General features: G+C 73.2%; 19 protein-coding genes and 1 pseudogene. 8 read left to right on the top strand and 12 right to left on the bottom strand.

The window, feature by feature from the left end; all coding sequences use genetic code 11:
* The first annotated feature begins 14 nt into the window (after positions 1 to 14).
* Positions 15 to 695 carry a GAP family protein gene (locus tag Actob_RS31960; RefSeq protein WP_284915575.1) on the top strand — a complete coding sequence of 227 codons (681 nt, stop codon included), beginning with the start codon at positions 15 to 17 and terminating at the stop codon, positions 693 to 695.
* A 37-nt stretch (positions 696 to 732) separates the two neighbouring features.
* Here Actob_RS31960 and Actob_RS31955 read toward each other — a convergent pair whose 3' ends face one another.
* Both Actob_RS31955 and Actob_RS31950 read right to left on the bottom strand, forming a co-directional pair.
* Positions 733 to 2256 carry a glycoside hydrolase family 30 protein gene (locus Actob_RS31955; RefSeq protein WP_284915574.1) on the bottom strand — a complete coding sequence of 508 codons (1524 nt, stop codon included), beginning with the start codon at positions 2254 to 2256 and terminating at the stop codon, positions 733 to 735.
* A gap of 134 nt (positions 2257 to 2390) precedes the next feature.
* Entirely contained in the window at positions 2391 to 2936 is a 546-nt protein-coding gene (locus Actob_RS31950) for a nucleotide-binding protein (RefSeq protein WP_284915573.1), read from the bottom strand.
* Between the two features lie 86 nt (positions 2937 to 3022).
* On the opposite strand from Actob_RS31950, the gene Actob_RS31945 reads away from it, so the two are divergent.
* Entirely contained in the window at positions 3023 to 3361 is a 339-nt protein-coding gene (locus tag Actob_RS31945; RefSeq protein WP_284915572.1) for a CATRA system-associated protein, read from the top strand.
* Complete coding sequence (locus Actob_RS31940) at positions 3339 to 5426, top strand: CATRA conflict system CASPASE/TPR repeat-associated protein (RefSeq protein ID WP_284915571.1); 2088 nt, start codon at positions 3339 to 3341, stop codon at positions 5424 to 5426. Before Actob_RS31945 ends, Actob_RS31940 begins: the two co-directional genes overlap by 23 nt.
* 63 nt (positions 5427 to 5489) lie before the next feature.
* On the opposite strand, the gene Actob_RS31935 is transcribed toward Actob_RS31940, so the two are convergent.
* From Actob_RS31935 to Actob_RS31915, 5 genes are all read right to left on the bottom strand, one after another.
* A complete protein-coding gene (locus tag Actob_RS31935; protein WP_284915570.1) occupies positions 5490 to 6089 on the bottom strand; it encodes a hypothetical protein in 600 nt (199 codons plus the stop codon).
* Positions 6090 to 6165: 76 nt separating this feature from the next.
* Positions 6166 to 7605, bottom strand: coding sequence for an FAD-dependent monooxygenase (locus Actob_RS31930; RefSeq protein ID WP_284915569.1), 1440 nt, complete (start codon positions 7603 to 7605; stop codon positions 6166 to 6168).
* Positions 7606 to 7730: 125 nt separating this feature from the next.
* Positions 7731 to 10520: a helix-turn-helix transcriptional regulator gene (locus tag Actob_RS31925; protein ID WP_284915568.1), complete on the bottom strand. Its 2790-nt coding sequence runs from the start codon at positions 10518 to 10520 to the stop codon at positions 7731 to 7733.
* A 282-nt stretch (positions 10521 to 10802) separates the two neighbouring features.
* The gene (locus Actob_RS31920) at positions 10803 to 11540 is read right to left on the bottom strand and encodes a Crp/Fnr family transcriptional regulator (RefSeq protein WP_284915567.1); all 738 of its coding nucleotides are present in this window, start codon (positions 11538 to 11540) and stop codon (positions 10803 to 10805) included.
* A gap of 32 nt (positions 11541 to 11572) precedes the next feature.
* Positions 11573 to 12418 carry a macro domain-containing protein gene (locus tag Actob_RS31915; protein WP_284915566.1) on the bottom strand — a complete coding sequence of 282 codons (846 nt, stop codon included), beginning with the start codon at positions 12416 to 12418 and terminating at the stop codon, positions 11573 to 11575.
* A gap of 1049 nt (positions 12419 to 13467) precedes the next feature.
* Here Actob_RS31915 and Actob_RS31910 point away from each other — a divergent pair.
* The gene (locus Actob_RS31910) at positions 13468 to 14031 is read left to right on the top strand and encodes a hemerythrin domain-containing protein (RefSeq protein ID WP_284915565.1); all 564 of its coding nucleotides are present in this window, start codon (positions 13468 to 13470) and stop codon (positions 14029 to 14031) included.
* A gap of 140 nt (positions 14032 to 14171) precedes the next feature.
* Here Actob_RS31910 and Actob_RS31905 read toward each other — a convergent pair whose 3' ends face one another.
* The 3 genes from Actob_RS31905 to Actob_RS31895 form a co-directional block, all read right to left on the bottom strand.
* The gene (locus Actob_RS31905) at positions 14172 to 14648 is read right to left on the bottom strand and encodes a phosphatase domain-containing protein (protein WP_284915564.1); all 477 of its coding nucleotides are present in this window, start codon (positions 14646 to 14648) and stop codon (positions 14172 to 14174) included.
* A 27-nt stretch (positions 14649 to 14675) separates the two neighbouring features.
* Positions 14676 to 16133 (bottom strand): peptide MFS transporter, encoded by a 1458-nt coding sequence (locus Actob_RS31900; protein ID WP_284915563.1) that lies wholly within the window; start codon positions 16131 to 16133, stop codon positions 14676 to 14678.
* A 268-nt stretch (positions 16134 to 16401) separates the two neighbouring features.
* Positions 16402 to 17109 carry a class I SAM-dependent methyltransferase gene (locus Actob_RS31895; RefSeq protein WP_284915562.1) on the bottom strand — a complete coding sequence of 236 codons (708 nt, stop codon included), beginning with the start codon at positions 17107 to 17109 and terminating at the stop codon, positions 16402 to 16404.
* Positions 17110 to 17688: 579 nt separating this feature from the next.
* On the opposite strand from Actob_RS31895, the gene Actob_RS31890 reads away from it, so the two are divergent.
* A complete protein-coding gene (locus Actob_RS31890) occupies positions 17689 to 18711 on the top strand; it encodes a peptidoglycan-binding protein (protein WP_284915561.1) in 1023 nt (340 codons plus the stop codon).
* 367 nt (positions 18712 to 19078) lie between these two features.
* Complete coding sequence (locus Actob_RS31885; RefSeq protein WP_284915560.1) at positions 19079 to 21691, top strand: LuxR C-terminal-related transcriptional regulator; 2613 nt, start codon at positions 19079 to 19081, stop codon at positions 21689 to 21691.
* A 153-nt stretch (positions 21692 to 21844) separates the two neighbouring features.
* Here the strand turns inward: Actob_RS31885 and Actob_RS44120 are convergent.
* Positions 21845 to 21940 (bottom strand): annotated as a pseudogene (locus Actob_RS44120) (hypothetical protein); the annotation flags it as partial.
* Positions 21941 to 22227: 287 nt separating this feature from the next.
* Positions 22228 to 22863 (bottom strand): response regulator transcription factor, encoded by a 636-nt coding sequence (locus Actob_RS31875; protein ID WP_284915559.1) that lies wholly within the window; start codon positions 22861 to 22863, stop codon positions 22228 to 22230.
* Between the two features lie 69 nt (positions 22864 to 22932).
* On the opposite strand from Actob_RS31875, the gene Actob_RS31870 reads away from it, so the two are divergent.
* Together Actob_RS31870 and Actob_RS31865 are read left to right on the top strand one after the other, a co-directional pair.
* Positions 22933 to 24183 carry a sensor histidine kinase gene (locus tag Actob_RS31870; RefSeq protein ID WP_284915558.1) on the top strand — a complete coding sequence of 417 codons (1251 nt, stop codon included), beginning with the start codon at positions 22933 to 22935 and terminating at the stop codon, positions 24181 to 24183.
* Between the two features lie 237 nt (positions 24184 to 24420).
* Complete coding sequence (locus Actob_RS31865) at positions 24421 to 25332, top strand: DUF5995 family protein (RefSeq protein ID WP_284915557.1); 912 nt, start codon at positions 24421 to 24423, stop codon at positions 25330 to 25332.
* Positions 25333 to 25529 lie beyond the last annotated feature (197 nt).

Below are 25529 nucleotides of genomic sequence, written 5' to 3'. Positions count from 1 at the left end.
GGCACCGTTGCGGCATGGACGTCACGCTTCTCGGCTCGCTCGCGGTGCTCGCTCTCCTCGATGCCACGAGCTTCGGCACCCTGCTGATCCCGATCTGGTTGCTGCTGCATCCCGGGCCGGTGCGGGCCGGCCGCATCGTGGCTTTCCTGGGTACGGTCGCCGCCTTCTACTTCGCCGTCGGCGTGGCCGTGGCGCTGGGCGCCGACGCCTTCCTGCCGCAGATCACCCGGCTGCTCGACACCTCGGTGGCGAAGTGGCTGCAGCTGGTCGCCGGGGTCGCGCTGTTCTTCGGCAGTTTCCGGCTGCCGTCCTCCGGTGGCCGCCTGCCGCGCTGGCGGGAGCGCGCCCTCTCCGACGACGGCGGCGCCGCCGGGCTGGCCGCGCTGGCCCTGGCCGCTGCCGCCGCCGAGCTGACCACGATGCTGCCCTACCTGGCGGCGATCGGCCTGCTGGCCACCTCGGGGCTGCCCGGCGCCCGGATCGCCCTGGTGATGGCCGGCTACTGCCTGCTGATGATCGTTCCCGCGCTGGTCCTGCTGGCCCTGCGGCTGGCCGCCGGCGACCGGATCGCCAAGCCGCTGACCCGGTTCAGCGACTGGATGTCGAACAGCAACACGCTGGCCTGGATCATCGGCGTCGTCGGCTTCCTGCTCGCCAACGACGCCGCCGCCCGGCTCGGCCTGATCCACCGCTGACGAGGCCGGGCCGCCGCTGACGAGGCCGGAGCACGGGCTAACGAGGCCAGGTGAACGTCGCCAGCGCGCCGCCCGGCAGGGTGTACTCGAACGTCCGCCCGCCGACCGCCACCGCGAAACCGCGCGGCTCGTCGTTCTCGTTGTGCACGACCAGCGCCGTCGAGCCGTCCGGGTTGCGGAACGCGACGTCCATGATCTCCCCATTCCACCCGGTGGTGCCCCACGACGTGCTGGCCACCCGCACCGCGCCCGGCCGGACGAACTTCGACAGGTGCCCGATCGTGTAGTACTCGGCGTTGGTGGTGACCGAGCCGTCCGGCTGGACGGTGACCAGGCCGGTGCAGGTGCCGCAGCCGCCCAGGTGCGGGCCGCCGGTGCTGTCCAGCGCGATGTTCCAGTCGACCACCGACTTCGCCCAGTTGCGGGTGGTGCCGATGGTGATGGTGCGGGCGTGCCAGACCAGCGTGTCGCGGAAGAACGTGGCCGGCGGGTCGTCCGCGCCGTGCGAGCCGGAGCACTCGGTGAACCAGATCCCCTTGTCCGGGAACGCGTCGTGCAGTGCGGTCTGCGCGCTCGGGTCACCCGAGTAGCAGTGGTACGCGGTCCCGGCGATCCACCGGGCGGCCGGCCCGGCCAGCAGCTGGTAGGGATAGTCGGTCTCCGGGCTCTCGCCCGGCGGGGTGCCGGCCACGTCACCGGGGTGCGTGGTCCAGTTGTGGTCGTAGGCGAGGATCTTGGTACGCGGGCTGGCGGCGCGCAGCAGCGGGCCGAGCCGCTGGATCACCGCCGCCTCCTGACGCACCGGCAGGTCGGTGCCGGGGTAGCCGGACGGCGTGCGGTTCTGCGGCTCGTTCTGCACCGACAGGTAGTCGATCGGTACGCCCGCGGCGGCGTACGCGGTGACGAACGCGACCAGGTACCTGGCGTACGCGTCGTAGATCGCCGGATCGTCCCTGAGTCGTCCGCCGACCAGCGAGCCGGTGGTCTTCATCCAGGCCGGCGGGCTCCACGGGGTGGCCATCACGGTCAGCCGCGGGTTGAGCCGCCGGGCCTCGCGCAGCAGCGGCAGGATCCGCGCCCGGTCGTGGCGGATGCTGAACCGGCGCAGCGCGAAGTCGGTCTGCCCGGCCGGCACGTCGTCGTACGTGTAGTGCCGCGCGGCGGCGGTGAAGTCCGACGAGCCGACCGGCTGGCGCAGGAAGCTCACGCCGATGCCGCGGCGGGTGTCGAACAGCTCGCGCATGGTCCGCTCCCGCACCGCGGGGCGCAGCCCGGTCAGCACGGCCGCGGACGAGTCGGTGATCGAGGCGCCGAAGCCGTCCACCCGCTGGTAGGTGAGCGCCGGGTCGATCACGATGGTCGGCAGGCGGGACGGCTGCCGGCCGAAGGCGACGGGCGCGCGCCGGTGCAGCAACTCGGCGCGGTCCACCGTGGTGACCCAGACCTGGGCCGAGCCGTCGGGCCGGCCGGCGGCGCTCGCCGGGGTGCCGGCCAGGCCGGGTGCCGCGGCCAGGACCGTGATCAGGGCGGCGGTCCCGGCCCGACAGCTGACTCTCTTCATCGTCGGTCTCCACCCGGTCGCGGTGAAACACAGTGAAACAAGTCGATGCCTCATGGCTGAACGCAGCGAAACACGCGCCGAAGAAGCGTGTCAACATGTTCCATTTGTTTCAGGTTCCGGAACCGCGCCGGAGATCAGCGGAAGGTGCGCTGGTACGCCTTCAGGTTTTCGAACGGTGTGGTGTCCAGCCAGTCGGTGCCCTTCCGGTTGACCGCGCAGCCGGCCAGCTCCAGCCGGCCGGCGATCTTGTTGAGGCTCTCCGCGGTGCCGTTGAAGCGGATCACGTTGATCCCGGCGATGTCCGAGACCGGTCGCAGGTCGCCGATCTCCACGATGACCGTGCGGGCCGGCTGCAGGGCCAGCGCCATGCCCATCTCGAGCAGCACGTTCGGCCGGACCTGGCCGGTCAGCTCGGTCTCGTACGGCTGCTCCCGCCGCCCGCGCAGCTCCTCGTGCAGGATCGCGCCGTCGTCCGGGGTGCACAGCACGATCGCCGCCTGGTTCTCCTCGAACGCCTTGGCCAGCACCTCCGTCATGTACGGCACGCCGCGGCCGGTGCGCTCGACGACCTCCTCCCAGTCCAGCGGATGCAGGTCGATGGCCTGCAGGAACCGCCACAGGGCGAGACGGGCCTGCTCGTCGCGGCCGTGAATGACGAAGACTTCGCGGGGGTCCGGCATGTGACCGATGCTAAACAGCCGGATCTCGGAACGGGTCGTTTGCTCGGTGGAGGCGCGACGCCCCGGCGCTGGCTACAGTGCCCACCATGGACCTCCCCGAGCACTGGGACGCCGCGTCCGTGACCGCTGCCGTCGACGCGCTGGACGATCTGGTCCTGCTCACCACCGCGCCGGAGCGCTGGGCGACGGTCTCCCGGGTGCTGGACCGCATCGAGGCGGCGCTCGACGCCGGGGACCTGGTGGAGCTGGAGGACGCCACGATCGGGCTGGAGAGCCTGCGGGAGTCGTTCCGGCTCATCCCGATCGGCAGCGCCCCGGCCGCCGGCATTCCGGCGCGGGTCCTCGAACGGCGCAACGAGCTGGTGCACCGGCTCACCGGCAAACCGCTGCCGAAGGGGGAGCATGACGACCAGCGAGCTCGTTGACCAGGAGTTCGTCGCCCACCTGTACGCGCCGCTGGACGGGCCCGACGCCGCCACGGCGCTCGCCTGGCTCGACGGGTTCTGGGAGCGATGCCGTACCCAGCTGGGGATGACCGAGCCGATCCTCGCCGCGGACCTGGCCGCCGGACTGCCCGCCGACCCGGCGCAGGAGCCGGACGGCGCGCTCGCCGGGCTGCAGGATCCGGCGCTGCGCTGCCAGGCGATAGTCCGCCGGGAGCACGACGTCCTCAATGTCTCCTTCGGCATCTCCCAGCGGCCGGGCTACGCGTTGCAGCCGGGCTGGCACGACCACGCCCGCTGGTGGGAGCGGCTGCGCGGCACCGATCCGGGCGGGCTGCTCGGCGGCGCGATCGTCTACCTGGCCCGGGCCGCCGACCCGGCCGGCGCCGGGGTCCGCGACGCGGTGCCCGCCCGGTCCGACGACGGCGCCGGCTGGTGGACCAACCGCTGCGTGCTGAACGGCTTCGCCGCCTGGGAGGTCACCCCGACCGGCGGCGGCCCCGACCGGCGGCTGGTGATCGTCGGCCGGCCGAGCCAGGAACGCGCCCTCAGCGAGTTCGCCTGGAGCGCCGGCGACTCCGCGCTGCCGCCCCTGGGCCGCTACCTGCTGCACGCCACCAAGCTGCGCTACCACGCCCGGGTACTGGACGCAGGTGGGCTGCGGGCGCTGCGTTCCCGGGTGCTCGACCGGGTGGAGCCGAGCGGCCCGGCCGACCTCACCGAGTACACCGCCGACGAGGCCGAACTGGTCGCGGCGCTCGGCGGCCTGCGCCGGATGGCGCGCAGCGTGGAGATCGCCCGGGCCAACCTGGCCAAGGCGGTCGCTCCGCAGCTGCCCGCCGACGCCGAGCTCGCGACCTGGCTGGCCGACCGGATCGGCGACGAGGTGGAATATCTGGAAGCCACCCGGGAGCAGGCCGAACGGACGGCGAAACTGATCCCGGAGCAGCGGCCGCCGGCCACCGCGGCGGCGCGCTCCGGCGTCGAGCACCGGGTCGGCTTCGGCATCGACGTCGTCGACTACAGCTCCCGGACCGCGCCGAGCCGCAACGAGGTGCAGCGCCGCGTCGCGGGCATGGTCGAGCGGGTGCTCGAGGGCCTCGGCCTGAAACCGCACGAGACCGACCGGCAGGACGCCGGCGACGGCATGATGGTGGTGCTGCCGGCCGGCGTGCCGACCCACCTCGCGCTGCCGAAACTGCTGCACGGCTGGCGGGCCTGCCTGGTCGCCGACAATGCCGCGCACCCGGCCGACCGGATCCGGCTGCGTCTCGCGGTCGGCTCCGGGCCGTTCGCGGCGGCCGCGATCGGGTTCAGCGACAACACCATCATCGGTATCGGCCGGCTGCTGGACAGCCCGGCGCTGCGCCAGGCGGTCGTGGAGCATCCGGACGCCGACGTGGTCGCGCTGATCACCGACCGCACCCACGAGGACGTGGTGGGTGAGGGCTACGAGGGGCTGGACGCGAACCAGTTCCGCAGCGTCGAGGTGCGGGTCAAGACGTTCCGCCGGACCGCCTGGCTGTGGACCGGCGGGTCGGTGACCCCGGCCGCACCGGCCGGCCCGGAGCCGGCCCGCCGGGAGATCTTCGTGATCCACGGCCGCGAGCAGCGGGCCCGCGCGGCCGTCTTCGGGCTGCTGCGCTCGCTGAACCTGCACCCCCTGGACTGGGAGGAGGTCCTGGCCCGGACCGGCAAGCCGATGCCGTACCGCGAGGAGGTGCTGCGGGCCGGCTTCGCGATCGGCCCGGCGTCACTGGTCCTGCTCACCCCGGACGACCTCGACGGGACCTATCCCGACACGCTCATCCGGGCCGGTCAGGCGCTCGCGTCGCACCCGGAACGGACCATGGTGGTGCGCATCGGCGGGCCCGGCCGGGTCACCGAGCTGGACGGGCGCGAGGTGGTGCGGCTGGCCGGCGACACCCGGCGGGACCGCGAGATCTTCGTGCAGCAGATCGCCCAGCGGTTGCGGATCGCCGGTTTCCCGATCGACACCTCCGGCACCGACTGGCTCGACACCGATCGCTTCGCCGGCCTCCTCTGACCGCACGGTCCGCTTCCGGTCCCGGTCACCCCGTTCTCCGGTACGCCCGGAGCCGTCCCGCCGTCACAGCGCGTCCCGCACCACCTCGGTGAGCTGGTTGGCGGCCTGGGTGCCGGACAGCCGGCGCCCGTGCAGCACGGTCAGGTCCTCCACGGCGCAGGCCGGCGGCGTGGCACCGTTCGCCCGGGCCAGCGCCGGCCGCCGCCGGGCCCACGCGGTCACCTCGGCGATCAGCTCGTTCTCCAGCTCGCCGGTGGTCATCTGGGCGGTCAGCCGGCGGGTCAGCTGCTGCCGGTGCAGCCAGAACGACCACACCTTGGCCTCGTCGATCAGCTGCTCCACGGCGTCCACCCGCAGGTAGCGCAGCGCGATCTGCAACGAGTCGGCGCGCCCGTCACCGATCAGGTCGTCGATCATCCGGTGCCGGGCGTGCGCGCCGGCCACCTCGTAGAACGTGCTGCGGCACCCGTACGGCTGGGCCGCCGCGACGACCGACTTCCAGGTGACCGCCGTGCGCGGGGCGGCGTTCAGGACCGCCACGGCGGCCCGGTAGTAGGTGGTCCGGGTGTTCCAGTGGTTCCGCCGCGGCGAGGCGTTGCCGGCCAGCCGGCGTACCCAGCCGCCCACGACGGTGTTGTCCAGATCCGCGATTGCCCTCGTCATCGTTCTCGGTCCTTTTCGGGTCGGCGCATTCGCCAGTTGAGCGTGTCCGGAGCGGGGCGGGCGACACATCACGTGTTCACGTGATCCTGGGCGGGCGTCCGGTCACCCGATCGAGGACGCCGTCCCAGTCGGCCGTCTCGCCGGCCGACTGCCACGCCACGAGTTGGTCCGGCCGGATCAGCACCAGCCGGTCCGGCCAGCGGTTGCGCGGTGGCGCGTCGGCCACCGCGAGGTGGGTCATCGGGATGCCGCGGGTCCGCGCCGTCGCCACGAGAGCCCGGCCGCTGCCCGACTCGGTCGCGTCCACCAGGGTGAACTGCGGGCCGAGCCAGTCGGTCGGCAGCCGGGGCGGCGTACCGGCCCCGGCGTGCCGCAGCTCGTCCCGGCGCAGTACCCCGGCGAGGCGTTCCCGGGACGCGCCGGCCGCCGCCAGCCGGCCGAACCGCCGCCGCGTCGCCAGCTCCCGGGAGAGCAGCCCGCGGTCGCGGACGGCGTGCGGCCGGCGGTCCCGCTCGTAGCTGTCCAGCAGGCCCGGACCGGCCCAGCGGTGCACCGTGGCGGCGATCTTCCAACCCAGGTCGGCGGCGTCGCCGAGGCAGGTGTCGACGGTGATGCTCGGCGGGTGCAGGGTGTGCGCCGCCTGCCCGGCCAGGTAGGCGGCGCCGCGCCGGTAGGTGCGGGCCACCCCGAGCGGGTCCGGCCACTGGGTCACCTCGAGGATCTGCGAGGCGGCCAGGGCGTCCGGGAGCTTGCTGTGCAGCAGCGCGATCGGGTCGGCGGTCTCCGCGTCCGGGTCGTCCAGCGGCAGGTGGCCGAGCCACATGCCGGGCCCGGAGCAACGGGTCAGCGCGATCCCGTCGGCGATCAGCGTGGCCGGCCGGGGGAACCGGCGCGCCAGGTGCTCGCTGCGGAACTGGATCGTGTAGTAGTGCCCGCTGGTCAGCGTCTCGTCCATCGGCACGCTCAGGCATCTGCGGACGGTGCTCCGCGCGCCGTCGCAACCGGCCAGGTGATCGGCCGCGACGGTGTGCCGGATGCCGGTGTGCCCGTCGAGCAGTGTCGCCACCGCGCCGCCGGTGACCGGCCGCAGATCGGTGAAGATCCAGCCCTCGCGCAGGTCGACGAGCGGGTGGGCGCGGGCCGCCTCGCGCAGCCGGACGACCAGGTCGGTGCCGGTGACCAGCACCCCCGGCCCGTCCGCTCCCGGCCGGTCGGGTGGCGGGAGCGGGGCGGTGGCCACCGGCCGGCGGCCGATCGACCGGCTCCACACCGCGGTGTCGTGACCGTCCGGGTCCAGGCCGGCGGCGAGGATGCGCTCCGCCACGCCGAGCCGGCGCAACAGGTCCAGGGTGTGGCCGCCGACCAGGTTGAGCTCGGGGTGGTGTGGTGGGCGGGAGGCGCGTTCGACGACCAGGCTGGGCACGCCGTGCCGGGCCAGTTCCAGGGCGAGCACGGCGCCGGTCGGGCCGGCGCCGACCACGAGCACCGGGGTGCGGGATACGGTCGTACTGATCAATTCCGGTCCTTCCCGGCACGTCGGCGACACCTACCGCCATCCTTGGCCGGCCGGCCGGCGCGGCACATCACGCGTCCTCGGGATTAGCGCCCGGCGCCGAGGCGGCCGCGTCCGGCGAACCGGTGCTAGTCCGGGCACTCCCGGGCGACCAGGGCGGCCAGCTCGACGCGGCTGCGGATGTCCAGCTTCATGAAGATCTTCCGGAGGTGACTGTCCACCGTGTGCGGGGAGAGGTTCAGCTGCCGGGCCACCACGATGTTGGTCATGCCCCGGGCCACCAGCAGCGCCACCGGGCGTTCCGCGGGGGAGAGCCCGGGCAGGCCGGTCCCGTGCCGGCCCGGGGCCGGCTCCGGCGCGCTGACCCCGAGCCAGACGCCCAGGCCGGACTCCAGCCGCCGCCGTACGCCGTGCGCGCCGGCCGAGGTGACCAGCGCCAGCGCTTCGTCGTAGCGGGCCCGCGCGCCGGCCCGGTCGCCCGCCGCGCGGCTCAGGTCGGCGGCGTCCTCGCAGGCAGCGGCGAGGGCCAGCGGTCGCCGGCCGAGCCGGAACTCGGTCATCGCGGCCCGCAGCCGGCGCGGGTCGCGGCCGAGCACCCCCGTAGCGTGCTCGGCCGCCCCGGCCGCGGCGTGCGACAGCGGGTTGCGCCGCGCCAGCCGCGCCGCGCTTGCCACCACCGCCTCCGCGCGTTCCCGCTCCCCGGCCGCCGCGGCCAGCCGCACCAGGCCGGCGACGGCGCCGGGATCCCGCACCAGCAGGGTGGGCCGGTCGATCGCGGTGTCGTAGAAGCCGCGCATCAGCGCGAACGCCTCCGGCCCGGCGCCCTCGGCGCACAGCAGTGTCGCCTCGGCCCAGGCCGCGTCCTCCGGCGCCGCGGTGATCCCGGTGGCCCGCAGCTGTCGCATCCGGTCCAGCAGGCCGCGCGCCTGCGGCAGGTCGCCGCGCAGCACCGCCAGCCGGATCAGGGTGCCGAGCAGCGGCACGGCCAGCCGGTACGCGGTCAGCTGCTCCGCCGTGGTCACCCCGGCGTCGGCCTCGGCCACCGCGTCGTCGAGCCGGCCCCGGGCGGTCAGCAACGCCGCCCAGTAGTAGTGCCAGAGCGGCTGCGCCCACGCGGCGCCCAGCGCGTCGGATTCCGGCCGGCCGTGGCGCAGCGCCTGCTCCGCCTCGTCGAACCGGTCCAGCGCGGTCAGCGCGTTCGCCAGCCAGAGCCGCGGATGCCGGTGCGGCGCCGGGCCGCCTGCCGCGTCGGCCAGCTCGGTGGCCTCGCTCGCGTGCCGCAGCGCGTCGTCGAGGCGGCCCTCGGCCCCGGCCACCAGGCTGCGCGCGGTCAGGCCGAGGACTGCGGCGCCGGGCTCGTGCTCCCGGCCGATCCGGCTCGCCTCGGCGCCGGAGGCCTCCGCCACGGCCAGGTCGTCCAGGGCGAACGCGGTGTGCGCGCGGATCGCGAGCAGCCGGGCCCGGACCTCCTCGGCGATCTTCGACTGGTTCAGGCCGTCCTCGGCGTACCGGGCGGCCTCGGCGTTCCGCCCGGCGTGCTGGAACGCCTCGGCCAGCCCGAGCAGGACGGTCGCCCGGGTGGGCGGGTCCAGCTCGGTGCGCAGCGCCTCGGTGCCCAGCTCGTGTGCCCTGGTGACCCGGCCGGCCGCGGCGAGCAGGCCGACCGTGTCCGCGACGATCGCCGGCCGCGCCGGATCGTGCTCGCCGATCGCCTGCAACGCCTGGCACATCAGGTCGGCGGCAGTCGCCGGGGCCGTTGCCGCGACCCCGGCGGCCGTGCCGCGCAGCATGTCGACAGCCGCCCCGGCGCCGACCCGCCCACTGCGCAACAGATGACCCGCGATCTCCGCGGTGGGGCGGCCGTGCTCCCGGGCCAGCACCGCCGCCTTGCCGTGCAGCAGCCGTGCCTGGGAGTTCCCGAGGCTGTTCTGCACCGCCTGGTGCACCAGCGCGTGCCGGAACACCAGCCCGTCCTGGTCCTCGACCAGCAGGCCGGACGTGGTCACCTCGTCAATCAGCCCGAACAGCTCGGCCGGGTCGGTGCTGCCCATCAGCCGCGCCGCGCTCTCGATGTCGAACGGCCGGTCCAGCACCGACGCCGAGCGCAGCAGCCGCTGCGCGTCGGGGGAGAGGCTGCCGACCATCTCCCGGACCGTGGCGACGAAGCTGGACGGCAGGTCCTCGCCGACCACCGTGGCGATCCCGTCGGCGATCATGATCTGCTTGGTGGCCACCAGCGCGTCCAGCAGCTGCTCGATCCGCAGCGGGTATCCGCCGCAGCCGGCGACCAGGGCCAGCACCGTGTTGTCTACCCGGGCGCCGATCCGCTCGGTGCACAGCCGCTCGGTCGCCTCGTCGTCGAGCACGTCCAGGTGGATGGCGGTGCCGCGCTGCGACAGCCAGCTCAGCGTCTGCCCGCCCGGGGTGTCGCCCGGCTGGGTGCGGCTGGCCAGCAGCCAGCGGATCGGGAACGAGGCGAGCGCCGGCACCAGCTCGCGGACGGCGAGCGCGCTCAGCTCGTCCATCCAGTGCGCGTCGTCGATCACGATGAGCAGCGGCTGGGCGGCGGCGAACCGCTCCAGCGAGTCACGCAACCGGAGGATCTTGGCGTAGTTCCCGGCCGGCTGGTCGTCCACGCCGGACAACCAGGCGAAGTCGCCGGTCGGCGGGCTGCACGCGCGCAGCGCGCCGGCCAGGGTGACCAGCGGCGCGGCGAGATCGTGCCGGAACGCCTCGCGGGCGGCGACCGCGATGTCCCGCTCGTCGGCGTGGTCACCGGCCGCCAGCAGCAGCCGGGACTTGCCGATCCCGGGCGGCCCGACGACGACGTGGCAGCCACCGCGGCCGTCCTTGGTGTCGTCGAGTGCCTGGCGCAGTACCGCGAGCTCACCGGCGCGGCCGACGATGTGGCCGCTCACGACGGTTCCCCGCCGTGGTCGTGGGTGTCCAGGATGTGCTCCCTCGCGTGCTCGCCGGATTCCGAGGGTGGACTGCCGATTGTGGTCCGCTGGAGTGATCAAGTTAATTGCCTCAAGGGGTTTACCCACTCGTCGTCCGGCCTGTCACACTCGCCGGGATGACATCGGTTATCGGCCGGTTGTCCGGTTTCGCGAACCGGCGCCGCGACCCTCACCGCCCGATAGTGGGCTCACCGCACCGACCGGATCTCCTACAAATAGGGGGTCTGGCGGAATTACCGGTCACAGTTCGGCGGCGACCCGCAGTTTCTCCAGATCGGTGATGATCAGCCGGCGGTAACCGGTGGCGATCAGCCCGCGGTCGCGCAGCTCGTGCAGCGCCTTCTGCACCGTCGCCTGGGCGATGGCGATCATCGAGGCCAGGTCCGGCTGGCTCAGCGGCACCGCGATCTCGACGCTGCCGTCCGGCCGCGGCCGCCCGCACACGTCGGCGATCTCGGCGAGCAACCGGGCCAGCCGGATGTGCGCGGGGAACGCGGCGAAGTCCACCCGCCGCCGGTTCGCCCACCGCAGCTGCCGGCCCATCGCCGTGACCACCAGCGCCGACGCGTCCTGCCGCCGCCGCAGGAACGCCTCGAACTCGGCGCGGCTGACCTGCCCGGCGGTGACCGGCCCGCACGCGGTCACCGTCGCGGTGCGCGGCTCGCCGGTCAGCGCCCCGATCTCACCGACCACCTCGCCGGGAATCCGGATGCCGAGCAGCGTCTCCACCCCGTCGACAGCCGTGGTCGCCTTGACGAAGCCGCGGATCAGCAGGAAGACGTGGGTGTCCCGGGTGCCCTCGCGCAGCAGCGCGCGGCCGGCGGCGAACTGACGCTTCACACTGCCGGCGACCAGGGCCAGGGCGACCTCGGCGGGAAGGCTGCCGAGGAAGGTGCCGGGGGCCCAGGGGTTCGGCCGGCGGGAGGCGGCTGCGGTCACGAAAGCCCCCAGGATGTCGTGGCGTGTCCACTCAATCACGCCCGGTCCCACCGGGCAACGCCCGCTCGCGCTCAGATCGCGTCCAGGAACGCCTGCAGCTCGGCGCGGTTCACCTCGGCGAACTCGTCCGGGCGCAGCACCACGCGCAGCCGGGTGGTGATCAGGTGATCGCGGGAGGCGGCCACGAAGGACAGCAGGATCAGCCGCAGCAGCGCCTCCCGATCGAGCGCGTCCACCCGGGCCAGCGTGGCGCCGGCCACCGGCATCGCCAGGGGGCGCCGCTGCCCGTGCTCGTGCACGGCGGCCCACAGCCGGCTCAGGCTCTGCCACAGCTGGTCCGCCGACGACTGGGCGACCAGGTTCGGCCCCATCCGGCTGTAGGCGACAGCGAAGAAATGCCGGCGCGGGTCCCCGAGCACCAGAACGGTCCCGACGAGATGACGGCGCAGTTTTCCGTACGGCTTGGTGGCGCGCGTCAACTCGGTCACCACCGGCTCCTCGGCCAGCAGCTTGTCCAGGTCGGCGTCGAGGCGTTCCCGGTCACCGCCGTAGACCCGGGTCAGGAACTGTCCCTGCACGCTGCCGGCCTGCACCACCCGGTCGTCGGTGACGTCGGTGTCGAAGGTGTCGGTGAACCCGATCACGAGGTGCGCGTCGTCCTGCTCGAACAGGTCACCGGGCACCACCTCGATCCGGCACCCGGGTCGCTTCAACTCCCGGACCACTGCCGTCGCGGGGCGGGTGCGGACCAGGCCGTACCCCAGGGAGCCGATCGCGACAGCGGCCGCTACCGTCCCCGCGTGCCCGGGCCACAGCGGCCTGTCCCACACCGCCTGATAGGACTGCAGCAGCAGCGCCACCACCCCGAACGCCGCGAACGCGTGGATCGCCCACCGCCGCAACCCCCGCCCCGTCATCACCCACCGCCGCAACCCCCGCCCCGTCATCACCCACCGCACCCCGGGATCCTCACCCGCCCCCACTCCCCATGTCCACGCCCCATCCGTCCCGCAGCCGGCCCGCACAGTGGTCTCCCAAGCCCTCACACCACCGTCCTGTCCAGCCAGCTCCCCGTGGCTGGCCCTCACGGTGGTCTCCCAAGCCCTCACACCACCGTCCTGTCCAGCCGGGTCCCCGTGGCTGGTGCTCACGGTGGTCTCCCAAGCCCTCACACCACCGTCCTGTCCAGCCGGGTCCCCGTGGCTGGTGCTCAGGGTGGTCTCCCGTGCTCGGAGACCACCGTGACGGCCAGCCGGGTGTGGCGGCTGGTGCTGACGGTGGTCTGCCGTGCTCGGATACCACCGTGACGGCCAGCCCGGTCCCCGTGGCTGGTGCTCAGGGTGGTCTGCCGTGTCGGGATGCCACCGTCCTGCCCAGCCAGTTTCCGTGGCTAGTGCTCAGGGTGGTCTGCCGTGCTCGGAGACCACCGTGACGGCCAGCCGGGTGGGGCGGCTGGTGCTCTGGGTGGTGTCGCGTGCCGGGATACCACCGTGACGGCCAGCCGCAGGCTCACGGGAAGTGCGCAGGTGCAGGCACGCCACGGCGGCGGGGCTGGCGCCCGTGGTGGTATCAGCGCCGCTCACACCACCATCACGACCAGCCGGGTGCCGCGGGCGTACTGGAAAGGGCGGACCGCGCGGACAGCGGACCGCGACCGGCCGCAACTCCGCATTGACCGCGATCATCCGCCACCGCGACCGGCGGCCCGGCCGCGAAGCCGCGGTAGGTCCGGCCGTGACGCCGGGGTAGGTCTGGCCGTGACGCCGGGGTAGGTCTGGCCGTGACGCCGGGGTAGGTCTGGCCGTGACGCCGGGGTAGGTCTGGCCGTGACGCCGGGGTAGGTCCGGCCGTGAACCCGCGACACGTCCCGGCGGCGAAGCCGCGGCACCAGCCGGCGGCGTGACTAACGGAGCGGTTCCTGGGTATGCGGTGGCAGGTCTGATGGATGTGATCCCTGGAGGAGATTGTGACTGACACGGCCCGCGCCGACGTGTTCGACGTGCTGATCAGCGACCACCGTGACGTGACCGCGCTGATCGGAGAGATCTGGCAGGTCGCCGACCCGATGATCCGTCGCGACCTGACCGACACCGCGATCAGCGAGCTGGTGCGGCACGCCGTCGCCGAGGAGATGTACATCTACCCGGCGATGAAGAAGTACCTGCCGGAGGGCGAGAAGGCCGTCGAGCACGACATCGAGGAGCACAAGGAGCTCGAGGCGACGATGAAGGCGCTCGAGGACGTCGACGTGTCCGGCGCCGAGTTCGAGACCAAGCTGCGCAAGCTCGAGACGGTGCTCGCCGACCACGTGCAGGACGAGGAGTCGGAGCAGTTCCCGCAGCTGCGCCGGCTCATCCCGCGGGACGAGCTGGCCGAGCTGGCCGGCAAGGTGGAGACCGCGAAGAAGCTGGCGCCGACCCGGCCGCACCCGGGCGCGCCGAACAGCGAGCTCTTCCACAAGCTGGTCGGACCGGGCGTCGGCCTGGTCGACCGGCTCCGCGACAAGCTGACCGGCCGCGCCACCAAGTAAAGCCGCGCCGCCAAGTAAAGCCGCACCGCCAAGTAAAGCCGCGCCGCCAAGTAACGGCGCACCACCAAGTAACGGCGCACCACCAAGTAAGACGGATACCGGGCGGGTGGCCGGCGCCGACGAGCACCGGCGCACCCGCTTCAGGTACGCCCGTCGCGCTCCTGTGCCTGCCGCAGCGTCTTCTCGTGCGGCACCCAGTCGGCCAGCCGCACCGGGAAACCGTCCCGTTTCAGCCGCCGCACCACGTCCGGATCGTCGTCGACGACCACCGCGATGGTCCGGTCGGCGGCCAGCCCGTGCAGCCGGTCCGCCTTGTAGTCGCGGGCCGGCCGCCGGTCGTGCGCCGGCCGCATGAGCAGCCGCCCGGCGGGCAGGCCGTGCCGGGCGAACCAGCGTTCGGTCACCACCCGCAGGTGTTCGGGGCGGCCGGTGAGCCAGACCAGGTCGTGGTCGCGGGTGAACTCGTGGACCAGCTCCACCCCGTCGGCCAGGGCCGGGTCACGGTCGGCGGCGGCGAAGAAGGCCGCCCAGTCCTTCGGCCGGTTCGCGATGTGCCGCAGCCGGTGCCGTACGTCGGCGACCACCCCGTCGACGTCGAACACGGCCAGCGCTCTCATGATCCATAGTGTGGCACGGGACCGTGGTCAGCGGACGCCGCCCATCAGCCGGGTGATCGGGCGGGCCGCCGCGGCCAGCGCCAGCCCCAGGACGATCGCCACCGCGCCGAGGATCCCGAAGTAGGCCGTCTCGTGGCCGGGATCGTAGAACCGGGCGAGGGTGCCGGACGCCGCCGTGCCCAGCGCGACCGACAGGAAGAACAGCGCCACCATCTGGGTGTGGAAGGCGTGCGGCGCCAGCTTGGTGGCCAGCGACAGCCCGACCGGGGAGAGCAGCAGCTCGGCCACGGTGAACACCAGCAGGATGCCGGCCAGCGCGAGCAGCGGGGTGCTGTTCGGTCCGCCGCCGGCGAACGGCAGGAACAGCAGGAACGCCACGCCCATCAGTACCGTGCCGGCGGCGAACTTGATCGGCGTGGACGGCTGCCGGTCGCCGAGCCGGGTCCAGAGCGCCGCGAACACCCCGGACAGCACGATGATGAACACCGGATTGATCGACTGCACCCAGGAGACCGGCATCTCCCAGCCGCCGAGGTTCCGGTCCAGCCGCTGGTCCGAGTAGATCGTCACGACGGTGAACTGCTGCTGGTAGAGCGACCAGAACGCGGCACTGGCCAGGAACATCGGCAGGAACGCCAGCACCCGCCGCCGCTCGGTACCGTCGAGTTTCCGGCTGGTCAGGATCACCGTGAAGTAGCCGGCCGCGGCCAGGACGCTCAGCACCACCACGACAGTGGACAGCCGGTCCGCGGACAGCCAGGTCAGCGCCGAGATCACGATGGCCGCGACGATCGCCAGGAACACCCCAGCGGCCAGCGGGCGGCGCGCGGCGGGCAGCGGGTTCGGCACCTCGCGGCCCGAAGGCGGCAGATTGCGGCGGCCGAGCGTGTACTGGGTCAGGCCGATCGCCATGCCGACCGCGGCCAGCCCGAACCCCCAGTGGAAGCCGGCGTTCTCCTGCAGCAGCCCGGTCAGCAGCGGCCCGGCCAGCGCGCCCAGGTTGATGCCGAGGTAGAACAGCGAGAACCCGGCGTCCCGGCGTTCGTCGTGCTCGTCGTAGAGGCTGCCGACCAGCGAGGTGGCGTTCGCCTTGACGCCGCCGCTGCCCACCGCCACCAGCGTCAGGCCGGCGCCGACGCCGAGCAGGCCGGGGAGCAGCGCCAGCGCGAGGTGCCCGGACATCACCAGGATCGCGCTGAGGAACAGCACCCGTTCCGCGCCGAGCAGCCGGTCGGCGACCCAGGCGCCCAGCACCGTGGAGAGGTAGACGGCGCCGCCGTACGCCCCGACGATGCTGGTCGCGGTGTCCTGGTTGATCCCCAGTCCGCCGTCGGCCGCCGCGTAATACAGGTAGATCAGCAGGATGCCCTGCATGCCGTAGAACGAGAACCGTTCCCACAGCTCCACCCCGAACAGGTTGGCGAGTGCCCGGGGCTGCCCGAAGAACGCCTTGTCGGCGCGCGCGACAGGTGCGGTGTTGGTCATGCCGCCTCCACAGCTGACATCGACCTGCGTGAGTTCCCTGTGGTACCCGCCCGGCGCCCCGATAATCCCCGGTGGCCCGCACCGACGTCAGCCGCGCCGCCTTGTGACAACCATTTTCCGGTACGACTTGGCGTCCCCTGGCAACCGGCCCGCGAGACCGCCGCCGCTCCGGACCGCCACGCGTGTCGTGCGGGTCCGCGGGTGGTCACCGCCGGCTCGTGCGGGCCGCGGGCAGCCGGCGGCGCTCGTCGTCGGACCGCGCCGCCGGTCAGCGCTTGACGGCGGTGACCACCCGCACCGGCGGATACATCGAGAACAGGCGCCCGGACCGTTCGACCTCGACCAGCCCGGCGGCCGCGGCGTCCTCCGCGTACTCGGCGGTCTTACTGAAATCGATCAGCAGCAGTCGCCCGCCGGGCCGCAGCACCCGCGCCGCCTCCCGGACGGTCCGGTTCCGGGCCGCCCGGTCGGCGATGTTGTGCACCGCCAGTGACGCGGTGACCAGGTCGAACGACCCGTCGGGAAACGGCAGGTCGCTCATGTCGCCGTCGACCAGGGACACCCGGTCGGCGACCCCGAGACGGCGGGCGTTCGCCAGGCAGTTCTCCCGGCTGGTCCCGCCCTGGTCGCCGGCGCGCCACAGGTCGATCCCGGTAGCCGTCCCGCGCGGCGCCCGCACCGCCGCCCCGAGCAGCATCAGCCCCCGCCCCGGCCCGAGATCCAGCACGTCGGCGTCCTCGGCCAGCCGCTCCCGATCGAGCAGCCGGTCCCGCAGCCGCACCTTTCCGACGCGTGACGAGAGCACCATGGCGATCACCGTCAGCACCCCGATCGCCAGCCACAGCACGCCGATCGCTGTCACCGGCCAGTGCCCGAACCCCACCCCGGCCGCCGTGACCAGCGCCCCGAGCACCGTCACCCCGGCGAACGTGTACACCACCGGCGGCGCGTCCAACCCGTAGTCAGGCCGTCCCATCAGGTCATTCTGCTCCCGCCCCGGAAATCCGTCCGCCCCGTGTTCCACTTCGGACAAACCATCCGCGCTGCCGCGACACCGCCGGGATGGTCCGGATCCTTGTCCGGTACGACGCGGCGTCCCGTGACAGCCGGCCCGCGATGCTCGGTGGCCGGGTCGGAACGCCTCGTAGTTCTGCCCCGGCCGTCAGCGGACCCGCACGACACGCGCCGCGGTCCGCAGTGGCCGCGGCCTCGCGAGCCGACTGCCACGGGACGCCAAGTCGTACCGAAAAAAGGGTGAAACCGGAAGTGGATCGACTGCCTGGCGCTCGGCGTGGTGGGTGGAAGCGGACAGGCGGTCGGCGGGGTGGGTGGAAGCCGACACACGCTCGGCGGGGTGGGTGGAAGCGGACAGGCGGTCGGCGCGCAGTGGGAACGGATCGCCTGGCGCGGTGAGCGGACGCGGCGGCTGGGCTGGATCGAGGACAGATGGCTGCCGATCTGGGACCGCGGTGTCGAGAGTCGGGGGATCGCTCACGAACACGACACGGACGACCACCTGTGGCGATCCGGTCGACCAGTCGGTGAGGAGAGGCAGATGGCTTTCTCGACCACCTGGCGGCTGCCGAGTGGACACTATTTCGGCCGGCTCGGCGGTCCGGCGCAGGCGCACGGCGGGGCCACGCCGGAGGACAAGGCGTGGGTGCGGGAGATCCAGCGCCAGCTGATCCGCAAGGGGTACGTGCCGGGGGTGACCGATCCCGCGGCCGACTGGGCGGACGGGCTGTTCGGCAAGCTCACGGCGGACGCGGTGACCGCGTTCCAGCGGGCCGAGATGCCCGGCACCCGGTTCTTCGGGCAGGTGTGGCCGGACGACTTCGCCCGGCTCTTCCGCACCGCCGGGCTGGTGCCCAGCGGCGGGTTCGTGTTCGGCTGGGACGCGTCCGACTTCGACTACGGGCGCGGGATGCGGACCGGGCACCTGCGGGCCGCGCACGACGAGGGGATCCGTTTCTTCACCCACAAGGTCAGCGAGTGGGGTGGCGGCGGCCGGACGGTGCACAAGCGGTGCGGCGAGATGCTCACGGCGGCGCGCGACGCGGGCATGGTGTGGTTCGGCGCCTACGTGGTGGCCCGCTCCGGGCGGCCGGTCGCCGACCAGGCGCGGTTCGCCGTCGACACGCTCGACGCGCAGGCACCCGGGCTGATCGGGCACCAGCGGTTCCGCTGGCAGGTGGACACCGAGGTGTGGCGGGACTCGCACGGGGTGGTCTACGACCACGTCAGCCCGAAGACCGGCGCGGCGCTGCTGACCGAGTTGAACAGGCGGACCGGCAAGCCGGTGGGGTTCCACTACGCGCCGAAATGGGCGTACGGCGACAGCATCCCGGGCACCGATCCGCTGTGGGCGTCCGACTACCGCGGGTCCGGCGCGCCGGCCGACTGGCGTACCGAGTGGCAGCACACCGGGCAGGACCGGCATCCGGGGTGGGCGCCGTACAGCGGGCGGGTCCCGGCGATCCTGCAGTTCTCCTCGGACAGCGTGATCGGCGGTCAGCACACGTGTGACTGCAACGCGTTCCGGGGCAGCGAGGCGGACCTGATCGCGCTGATCGGCTGACCCGGTCCCGGGGGCCCGTATCGCCGGCACGTCGGCCACCGGCAGGCGTCGCGCGCTCCGATGAGGATGGTGACGTAGGCGGTGCGCTGCCGTACCGCCTCCTCGGCCTCTGGCGTGCCCCGACGACTTCCCCCGGTAGGCTGCCGGGCCGGGGAGGCGAGACGGCCGAGCTGCGGCGCTGTTCCTGAGCCCGCGCACGGTGGAGTGGCACATGCGCAAGATCCTGGCCAGGCTCAGTGTTTCCTAACGGTGCCAGCTGTCCGATTATGACCAGACGTCGACTGGCGGCCGCTGAGCAAACGTACGAGGGACGATTGACGGCATCCGACTGCCGCGGCCATCGTGATAGGACGGGACGGGGGAGGCATTGAGCGCGGACGCGGAAACACCCGGCCGAGTCGCGCCCGCGGTCCTGCAACCGCTGGTCGCGGCGAAGACGTCGCGCCCGCGCACGATCCGCGGCGGCGTCGCCCGCCAGCGCCTGCACGACCTGCTGGACGCCGCGCTCGGCAAACCGGTCACGCTGATCTGCGCCGGCGCCGGCTGGGGCAAGACCACCGGCGTCTCCGGCTGGGCTCAGGAGCGTGGCCTGCCGGTCGCCTGGCTCAGCGTCGACCGGCACGACAACGACCCGCAGGTGTTCTGGTCCTACCTGCTGGCCGCGCTGCGGGTGGCCGGCGCGGTACCGGCCGGCAACCCGCTCGCCGATCTCGTGGCGGTGCCAGCCGACCCGCGCGAGCGCGGCCGGTTGTTCGCCGCCGGGCTGGCCCGGCTGCCCGCCGGCACTGTGCTGGTCGTCGACGACCTCCAGGAGATCGACGACGCGGACGTGCTGGGCGAGCTGACCGACCTGCTGCGCCACCCGCCGGCGCCGCTGCGGCTGCTGCTGATCGGCCGGGCCGAGCCGCCGCTGCGCCTGCACCGGCTGCGCGCCGCCGGGCAGCTCGCCGAGATCCGGGCCGAGCACCTGGCGTTCGCGCCCGACGAGGCGGCCGAGATCGTCGGGCGGCACGGGCTGGCGCTGTCCGCCGAGGAGATGGCCACCCTGGTGGACCGCACCGAGGGGTGGGCCACCGGGTTGCAGCTGGCGGCCACGTTCCTGGCCGGGCACGACGGCACCCGCACGATCACCGACTTCACCGGGGACGTGCGCGGGGTGGACGACTACCTGACCGAGGAGGTGCTGGCCGACCGGACCCGCCGGCAGCGGCGCTTCCTGTTGCAGACCAGCATCTGCGAGAACGTCTGTGCCGGCCTGGCCGACGCGATCACCCAGCGCACCGACGGGCAGCGGATCCTCGAGGAGTTGGAGCACGACAACGATTTCGTGGTCCGGCTCGGCGCGAAACCGCTGTGGTTCCGCTACCACCAGCTGCTGCGCGACGTGCTCGGGCACCGGCTCCGGCTGGAGAGCCCGGCCGTGGTGCCGGACCTGCACCGCCGCGCGGCCCGCTGGCACGCGGCGAACAACTCGGTGCTGGAGGCGCTCGCCCACGCGGTGTCGGCGCGCGACTGGGCCTACGTCGGCCGGCTGGTCACCACCCAGGCCGCCCCGCTGATGGTGTCCGCGCACCGCCCGGCCCTGGTGCGAATCCTCCGCGGCGTCCCGGCCGAGCGGCTCACCGCCACCCCCGAGCTGATGATCTGCGCGGCCCTGCTGTTGTTCCACGCCGGTGACTACGACGGCATCCCGGCCCGGCTGTACGCCGCCCGGGAGCTGCTGCGCGACCGGCCGGCCGGCACCCGGGAACCGGTCGAGATCATGTCGCGCACCCTGCAACTGTCCGCCGACCGGGCGGCCGGCGACATGCCGGCGCTGCTGGCCGGCGCGAACCGGCTGGTCGACCTGCTCGGCAGCGCCCGGACGGTGCCGGTCCCGGCGATCGCCCAGCACCGGGCCATCGCCCTGAACAACCGCGGAGTCGCCCTGCTCTGGCTGGACCGGACCGGCGAGGCGGAGCGCGAGCTGTGGGCCGGCTCGTACGCCGCGCGGGTGGCCGGCGTCGAGCTCGCCGAGATCAACGCGACCGGCCACCTGGCGCTGCTCAAGGTGATGTCCGGGTCGGTGCGGGAGGCGGCCACGCTGGCCGGCGGCGCTGTCGAGCTGGCCGAGTCGCGCGGCTGGCGCTACGCGTTGCAGACCGTTGCCGCGTATTTCGCGCTGGCCCTGGTCCGGCTGGAACGCCACGACCTGGACGGGGCCGGGCAGGCGCTGCGGGAGGGGCTGCGCGGTCACCACAGCGACCCGGAGGCGGCGCAGTGGCTCGTCGCGGTCGGGGTGCAGGCCCGGCTCGCCGCTGCCCGGGGTGATGTCGCCGCCGCCCGGAAATTCTTCGACGACGCCCGGCGGGACCGGCATCCGCGGATCCGGGTGCCGGCCCTGGACCGTTGGCTGGCCCGCACCGAGGCCGCGGTCGACCAGGCCGCGGGCGCCGATCCGGGCGGATCCGAGCCGTTGCCGCTGGCCCGGGCCGCGTTCGCCAAGGGGGACCTGCGGCGGGCGCAGAGCCTGCTCGCCGAGGTGACCACCGCCGAGCGGGACACCGTCGGCCGGATCGAGAGCGGCATCCTGGCCGCGCTGCTGGCCGACGCCCGCGGGCAGCCGGTGCACGCCGCCGACCTGCTGGCCGACGCGGTGACGCTGGCCGCCGGCGAGGACATCCGCCGGCCGTTCCTGATACCCGCCGACCCGCGACTGGACGCCCTGCTGCAGCGGGCGCGGCTGCTGACCCCGCTGGTCGCGGACTTCGTCGGGACCCTGCGACCGGTCCGCGGCGAACAGCCGGTGGAGAGCCTGAGCGAGCGGGAGACCGAGGTCCTGCGCTATCTCGCGACGATGCTCACGGCCGCCGAGATCGCCGCCGACCTCGGCGTCTCGGTGAACACGGTGAAGGCGCACATGCGGTCGGTCTATCGCAAACTGGGCGCCTCGCGACGCACCGAGGCGGTCACCCTGGCCCGCGACAGTGGCCTGCTCTGACCGATCAGGATCAGGACCGGTTTTCGGTACGGCGGGGGCGGGCGCGCGGTCCTCGTACCGTGCACCGGGTTCCCGGTGCGGCAAGGCGGGCCGCAACTCGCGCCGGTTGGCGATCCCGAGCTTGCGCAGGTGCCACTCGACGGTGCGGCTGCTCAAGAACAGTTCCGCGCCGATCTCGGTGCTCGACCGACCGTCCCGGGCCGCGATCTGCCGCTCCTGCGGGGTCAGCTCCGCAGCCGTAGCGGCCACCGGTGGCCGGATCGGTGCGCCGTCACGGCCAGCCCGGTCGTGTGGCTGGCGCTCATGGTGGTGTCAGCGCCCCGGAGACCACCGTGGCGGCCAGCCGGGTCGGGCGGCTGGTGCTCATGGTGGTGTCAGCGCCCCGGAGACCACCGTGGCGGCCAGCCGGGTCGGGCGGCTGGTGCTGACGGTGGTGTCGGCGGTCCGGAGACCACCGTCACGGCCAGCCGGGCCGGGTTGACGGGCTGCTGCGGCGGGAGCTGTGGGCGTACCGGAAAGGGGTTGATCTGCGGGGTTCAGGCGCCCAGATAGGCGAGGACGGCCATCACTCGGCGATTGTCGTCGGTCGACGGCGGCAACTGGAGCTTCGCCAGGATGCTGTTGATGTTCTTCGCGACGGCCTTCTCGGTGACGAACATCCGGGCCGCGATCGCCGCGTTCGACCGCCCCTGCGCGACCAGTCCCAGCGTCTCCAGCTCCCGCGCGGTCAGCGAGGCGAGCCGATCGCTGCGCCCGACCATGCCGGAGACCACGTCCTCGTCCATCACGGTGCCGCCACCGGCCACCGTCCGCAGCGCGGTGACGAACTGCTCCCCGTCGAACACCCGGTCCTTCAGCAGGTAGCCCACCCCGCCGGCCCCGTCCGCGAGCAGTTCCGTGGCGTAGAGCTGCTCGACGTACTGGGAGAGCAGCAACACCGGCAGACCGGGCCGGGCCCGGCGCGCCTCGAGCGCCGCCTGCAGGCCCTCGTCGGTGAACGTGGGCGGCAGCCGGATGTCGACCAGCGCCACGTCGAAATCCTCGGCCGCGAGCGCCTCCCGCAGCGCCGGCCCGTCGGTCACCGCCCGGACCACCTGGTGGCCGTGCGCCTCCAGCAGCTTGACGAGTCCTTCCCGGAGCAGGAATTGGTCCTCCGCGAGAATCAGCCGCACGCGACGACCCTAGTCGATTGTGGTCCCAGTACCACTGACCCGGTGTACCGCGCTTGGCATGCTTCGAGCATGTTCACTTCCTTGGTACGCGGGCTGAAACTCGCCGGCCTGGCCACCGCGGACCTGTTCCTGCTGATCTGGATCAACCTGTGCGTGAGCGTGCTGACCATCGGCGTCGGCGTGCCGCTGTTGCCGAGGGCGCTGGACGCGGCCCGTGCGCGGACCGAGCGGCAGCGCCGGCTGGCCCGCGAGTGGTCGGGCGTCGCGGTCGAGGAGCAGTACCTGCCGGTCCGGGTGACCCAGCCGGGCTTCGCCGGCCACCTCCAGCGGTCCTGGGGGATGGTCAACGACGCGGCCACCTGGCGCGACCTGCGCTGGCTGCTGGTCAACCCGGTGGTCGGCACGTTCCTCGGCCTGCTGCCGGTGCTGCTGGTGCTGGAGGGGGCGTTCGGCCTGACTCTGCCGTTCACCTGGCGGATCCTGGTGGAGGACTGGGGCTGGAACAACAGCTGGTTCATCGTCGTCCCGCTGCTCGGCCAGACCACGGCGAACCTGGCCGGGGTGCTCGCCGCCGTCGAGATCACCGCCGGGTTCTACCTCAGCCGGCGGTTCCTGCGCCTGCACGGCAACTGGGTCGGCGCCATGCTCGACGGCCGCAGCCGGACCGATCTGGCCCACCGGGTCCGGCACCTGGCCGACACCCGGTCCGACGCGATCAGCCAGCAGGCCGCCGAGATCCAGCGGATCGAGCGGGACCTGCACGACGGCGCCCAAGCCCGGCTGGTCTCCATGGGCATGACCCTGGCGGCCGCCGAGACGCTGCTCAAGCACGACCCGGACCAGGCCCTCGCCCTGGTCACCGAGGCGAAGAACAGTTCCGCGAACGCCCTGCGCGAGCTGCGCGAACTGGTCCGCGGCATCCACCCGCCGGTGCTCGCCGACCGGGGCCTGGTGGACGCCGTCCGGTCCCTGGCGCTCACCCTGCCGCTGCACGTGGAGGTCACCGCGAACCTGCCGGGCCGGGTGTCGCCGCCGGTCGAGTCGGCCGTCTACTTCGTCATCTCCGAACTGCTCGGCAACGTGGTCAAGCACGCGCGGGCCACCGAGGCGAGCGTCGACCTGCGCTACACCGACGGCCGGCTACGGGTCACCGTGCACGACGACGGCGTCGGCGGCGCCGACCCGGCCCGCGGCACCGGCTTGACCGGCATCGAGCGGCGGTTGTCCCCGTTCGACGGCTACCTCACCGTCTTCAGCCCGCCCGGCGGCACCACCGACGTGGCGATCGAGGTACCCAGCGAGATCGTGACGCACGCCTGAGCCGGCCCGGACCACGCGCTGGTCCGGGCCGCGCTGTCCCTTCCCGGACAGCTCCGCAGCCGGTTCTCGGCCCGGGATCGGCGACGGCAACCGGCATGGGCACCATGGTGGCGCCTGACGGCCGGCGCCGGGCCGATGGCAGATTCCGGAAATTCCCGAAGGGCTCGGCTGATACGTCAGGGATCCGACGGTCCGAAGAGGTTTTCCGTACGGGGTGACAGCCCCACCATGAAGAACGTGAATTTCGATCGAGAACGAGTGGAGTCCAGCGCCGCCGCACTCGCCGAGGGCCGGCAGCGGATCGCGCTGGCCGTCGCCTCCGTCGCGAGCGACTGGTCGCCGGTGCAGGAGGAGATGCTGGCGCTGGTCGAGGAGCAGCCCGAGGACATCATCGGTGTGATCGAGCGGCTCAAGGCCGTACAGAAAATCCTTGATCTTCTGCCGCCGAGTCCGGGCAAGAACCGCGTCGCGGCCTTCAACACCCTCTATCTGACCATCACCGAACAGGTCGCCGACAGCCTGCGCAGCGCGGACTGCGTCGACCCGGAGTGGCTCGAGGTCCTCGACGTCGAGTTCGCCCGGCTGTACTTCAAGGCGCTCGGCGCCTGGGGTGTGCCCGGCAAGAATCCGGCCGACGCCTGGGAGGTGCTGTTCCGCCGCGCCTACGACGACAAGGTGACGGTGATGGACGCCGCGGTCCTCGGCGTCAACGCGCACATCAACCACGACCTGGCCCTGGCCCTGCTCGCCACCTGGGACCGCCTCGGCTACCCCGGCGAGGGCCCGCAACACCCGGACTACCTGCTGGTCAACAAGATCTTCTACCAGCAGATCCCGCTGCTGCGCCGCCGCTTCGCCACCGCCTGGCAGCTGCAGATCGACCGCTGCGTCGGCGACCTGGACGACTGGAGCCAGCGCATCCTGGTCCGCACCACCCGCGCGATGGCCTGGGAACAGGCCGAGGCGCTGTGGGAGCTGCGCGAGGACCCGAAGGACTATGCCCACGCGTTGCGGATCATGGACCGGGCGTCGGCCTGTGCCGGTGAGGCGCTGTTGCGGGGGACCAGCCTGCTCCAGGTCCTGTGGCTGACCGCGCGAGCCTGGACGTCCCGCCTGTGGCGCCGCCTCACCGGTCGCCGCTCCGGCTAGTCATCGCCGTCTGGCTCGGTGCTCTCCTTGTCGGGGCTGCTTCGGTCGACGCTCTCTTCGTCGTTGCCGCGCTGGCGGAGCGCCCGGGCCGGCGATCCCGCTGGACAAACCGGCCCGTCACCGACTTGGCCCGGCCCGGGGTCTCGTTACCGACACGCAGGGCCGTGCCGACCCCCTCCGACCTGGTCCTAAGTACT

The sequence above is a fragment of the Actinoplanes oblitus genome (assembly GCF_030252345.1).
GTDB classification, from domain to species: Bacteria; Actinomycetota; Actinomycetes; order Mycobacteriales; family Micromonosporaceae; genus Actinoplanes; species Actinoplanes oblitus.
This window is presented reverse-complemented; position numbering and strand designations above follow the sequence as displayed.

Bases quoted from the DNA above. Each gene is read 5' to 3' on its own strand.
- Actob_RS31960 (WP_284915575.1), top strand. From the start codon at position 15: ATGGACGTCACGCTTCTCGGCTCGCTCGCGGTGCTCGCTCTCCTCGAT.
- Actob_RS31955 (WP_284915574.1), bottom strand. From the start codon at position 2,256: ATGAAGAGAGTCAGCTGTCGGGCCGGGACCGCCGCCCTGATCACGGTC.
- Actob_RS31950 (WP_284915573.1), bottom strand. From the start codon at position 2,936: ATGCCGGACCCCCGCGAAGTCTTCGTCATTCACGGCCGCGACGAGCAG.
- Actob_RS31945 (WP_284915572.1), top strand. From the start codon at position 3,023: ATGGACCTCCCCGAGCACTGGGACGCCGCGTCCGTGACCGCTGCCGTC.
- Actob_RS31940 (WP_284915571.1), top strand. From the start codon at position 3,339: ATGACGACCAGCGAGCTCGTTGACCAGGAGTTCGTCGCCCACCTGTAC.
- Actob_RS31935 (WP_284915570.1), bottom strand. From the start codon at position 6,089: ATGACGAGGGCAATCGCGGATCTGGACAACACCGTCGTGGGCGGCTGG.
- Actob_RS31915 (WP_284915566.1), bottom strand. From the start codon at position 12,418: ATGACGGGGCGGGGGTTGCGGCGGTGGGCGATCCACGCGTTCGCGGCG.
- Actob_RS31905 (WP_284915564.1), bottom strand. From the start codon at position 14,648: ATGAGAGCGCTGGCCGTGTTCGACGTCGACGGGGTGGTCGCCGACGTA.
- Actob_RS31900 (WP_284915563.1), bottom strand. From the start codon at position 16,133: ATGACCAACACCGCACCTGTCGCGCGCGCCGACAAGGCGTTCTTCGGG.
- Actob_RS31895 (WP_284915562.1), bottom strand. From the start codon at position 17,109: ATGGGACGGCCTGACTACGGGTTGGACGCGCCGCCGGTGGTGTACACG.
- Actob_RS31890 (WP_284915561.1), top strand. From the start codon at position 17,689: ATGGCTTTCTCGACCACCTGGCGGCTGCCGAGTGGACACTATTTCGGC.
- Actob_RS31870 (WP_284915558.1), top strand. From the start codon at position 22,933: ATGTTCACTTCCTTGGTACGCGGGCTGAAACTCGCCGGCCTGGCCACC.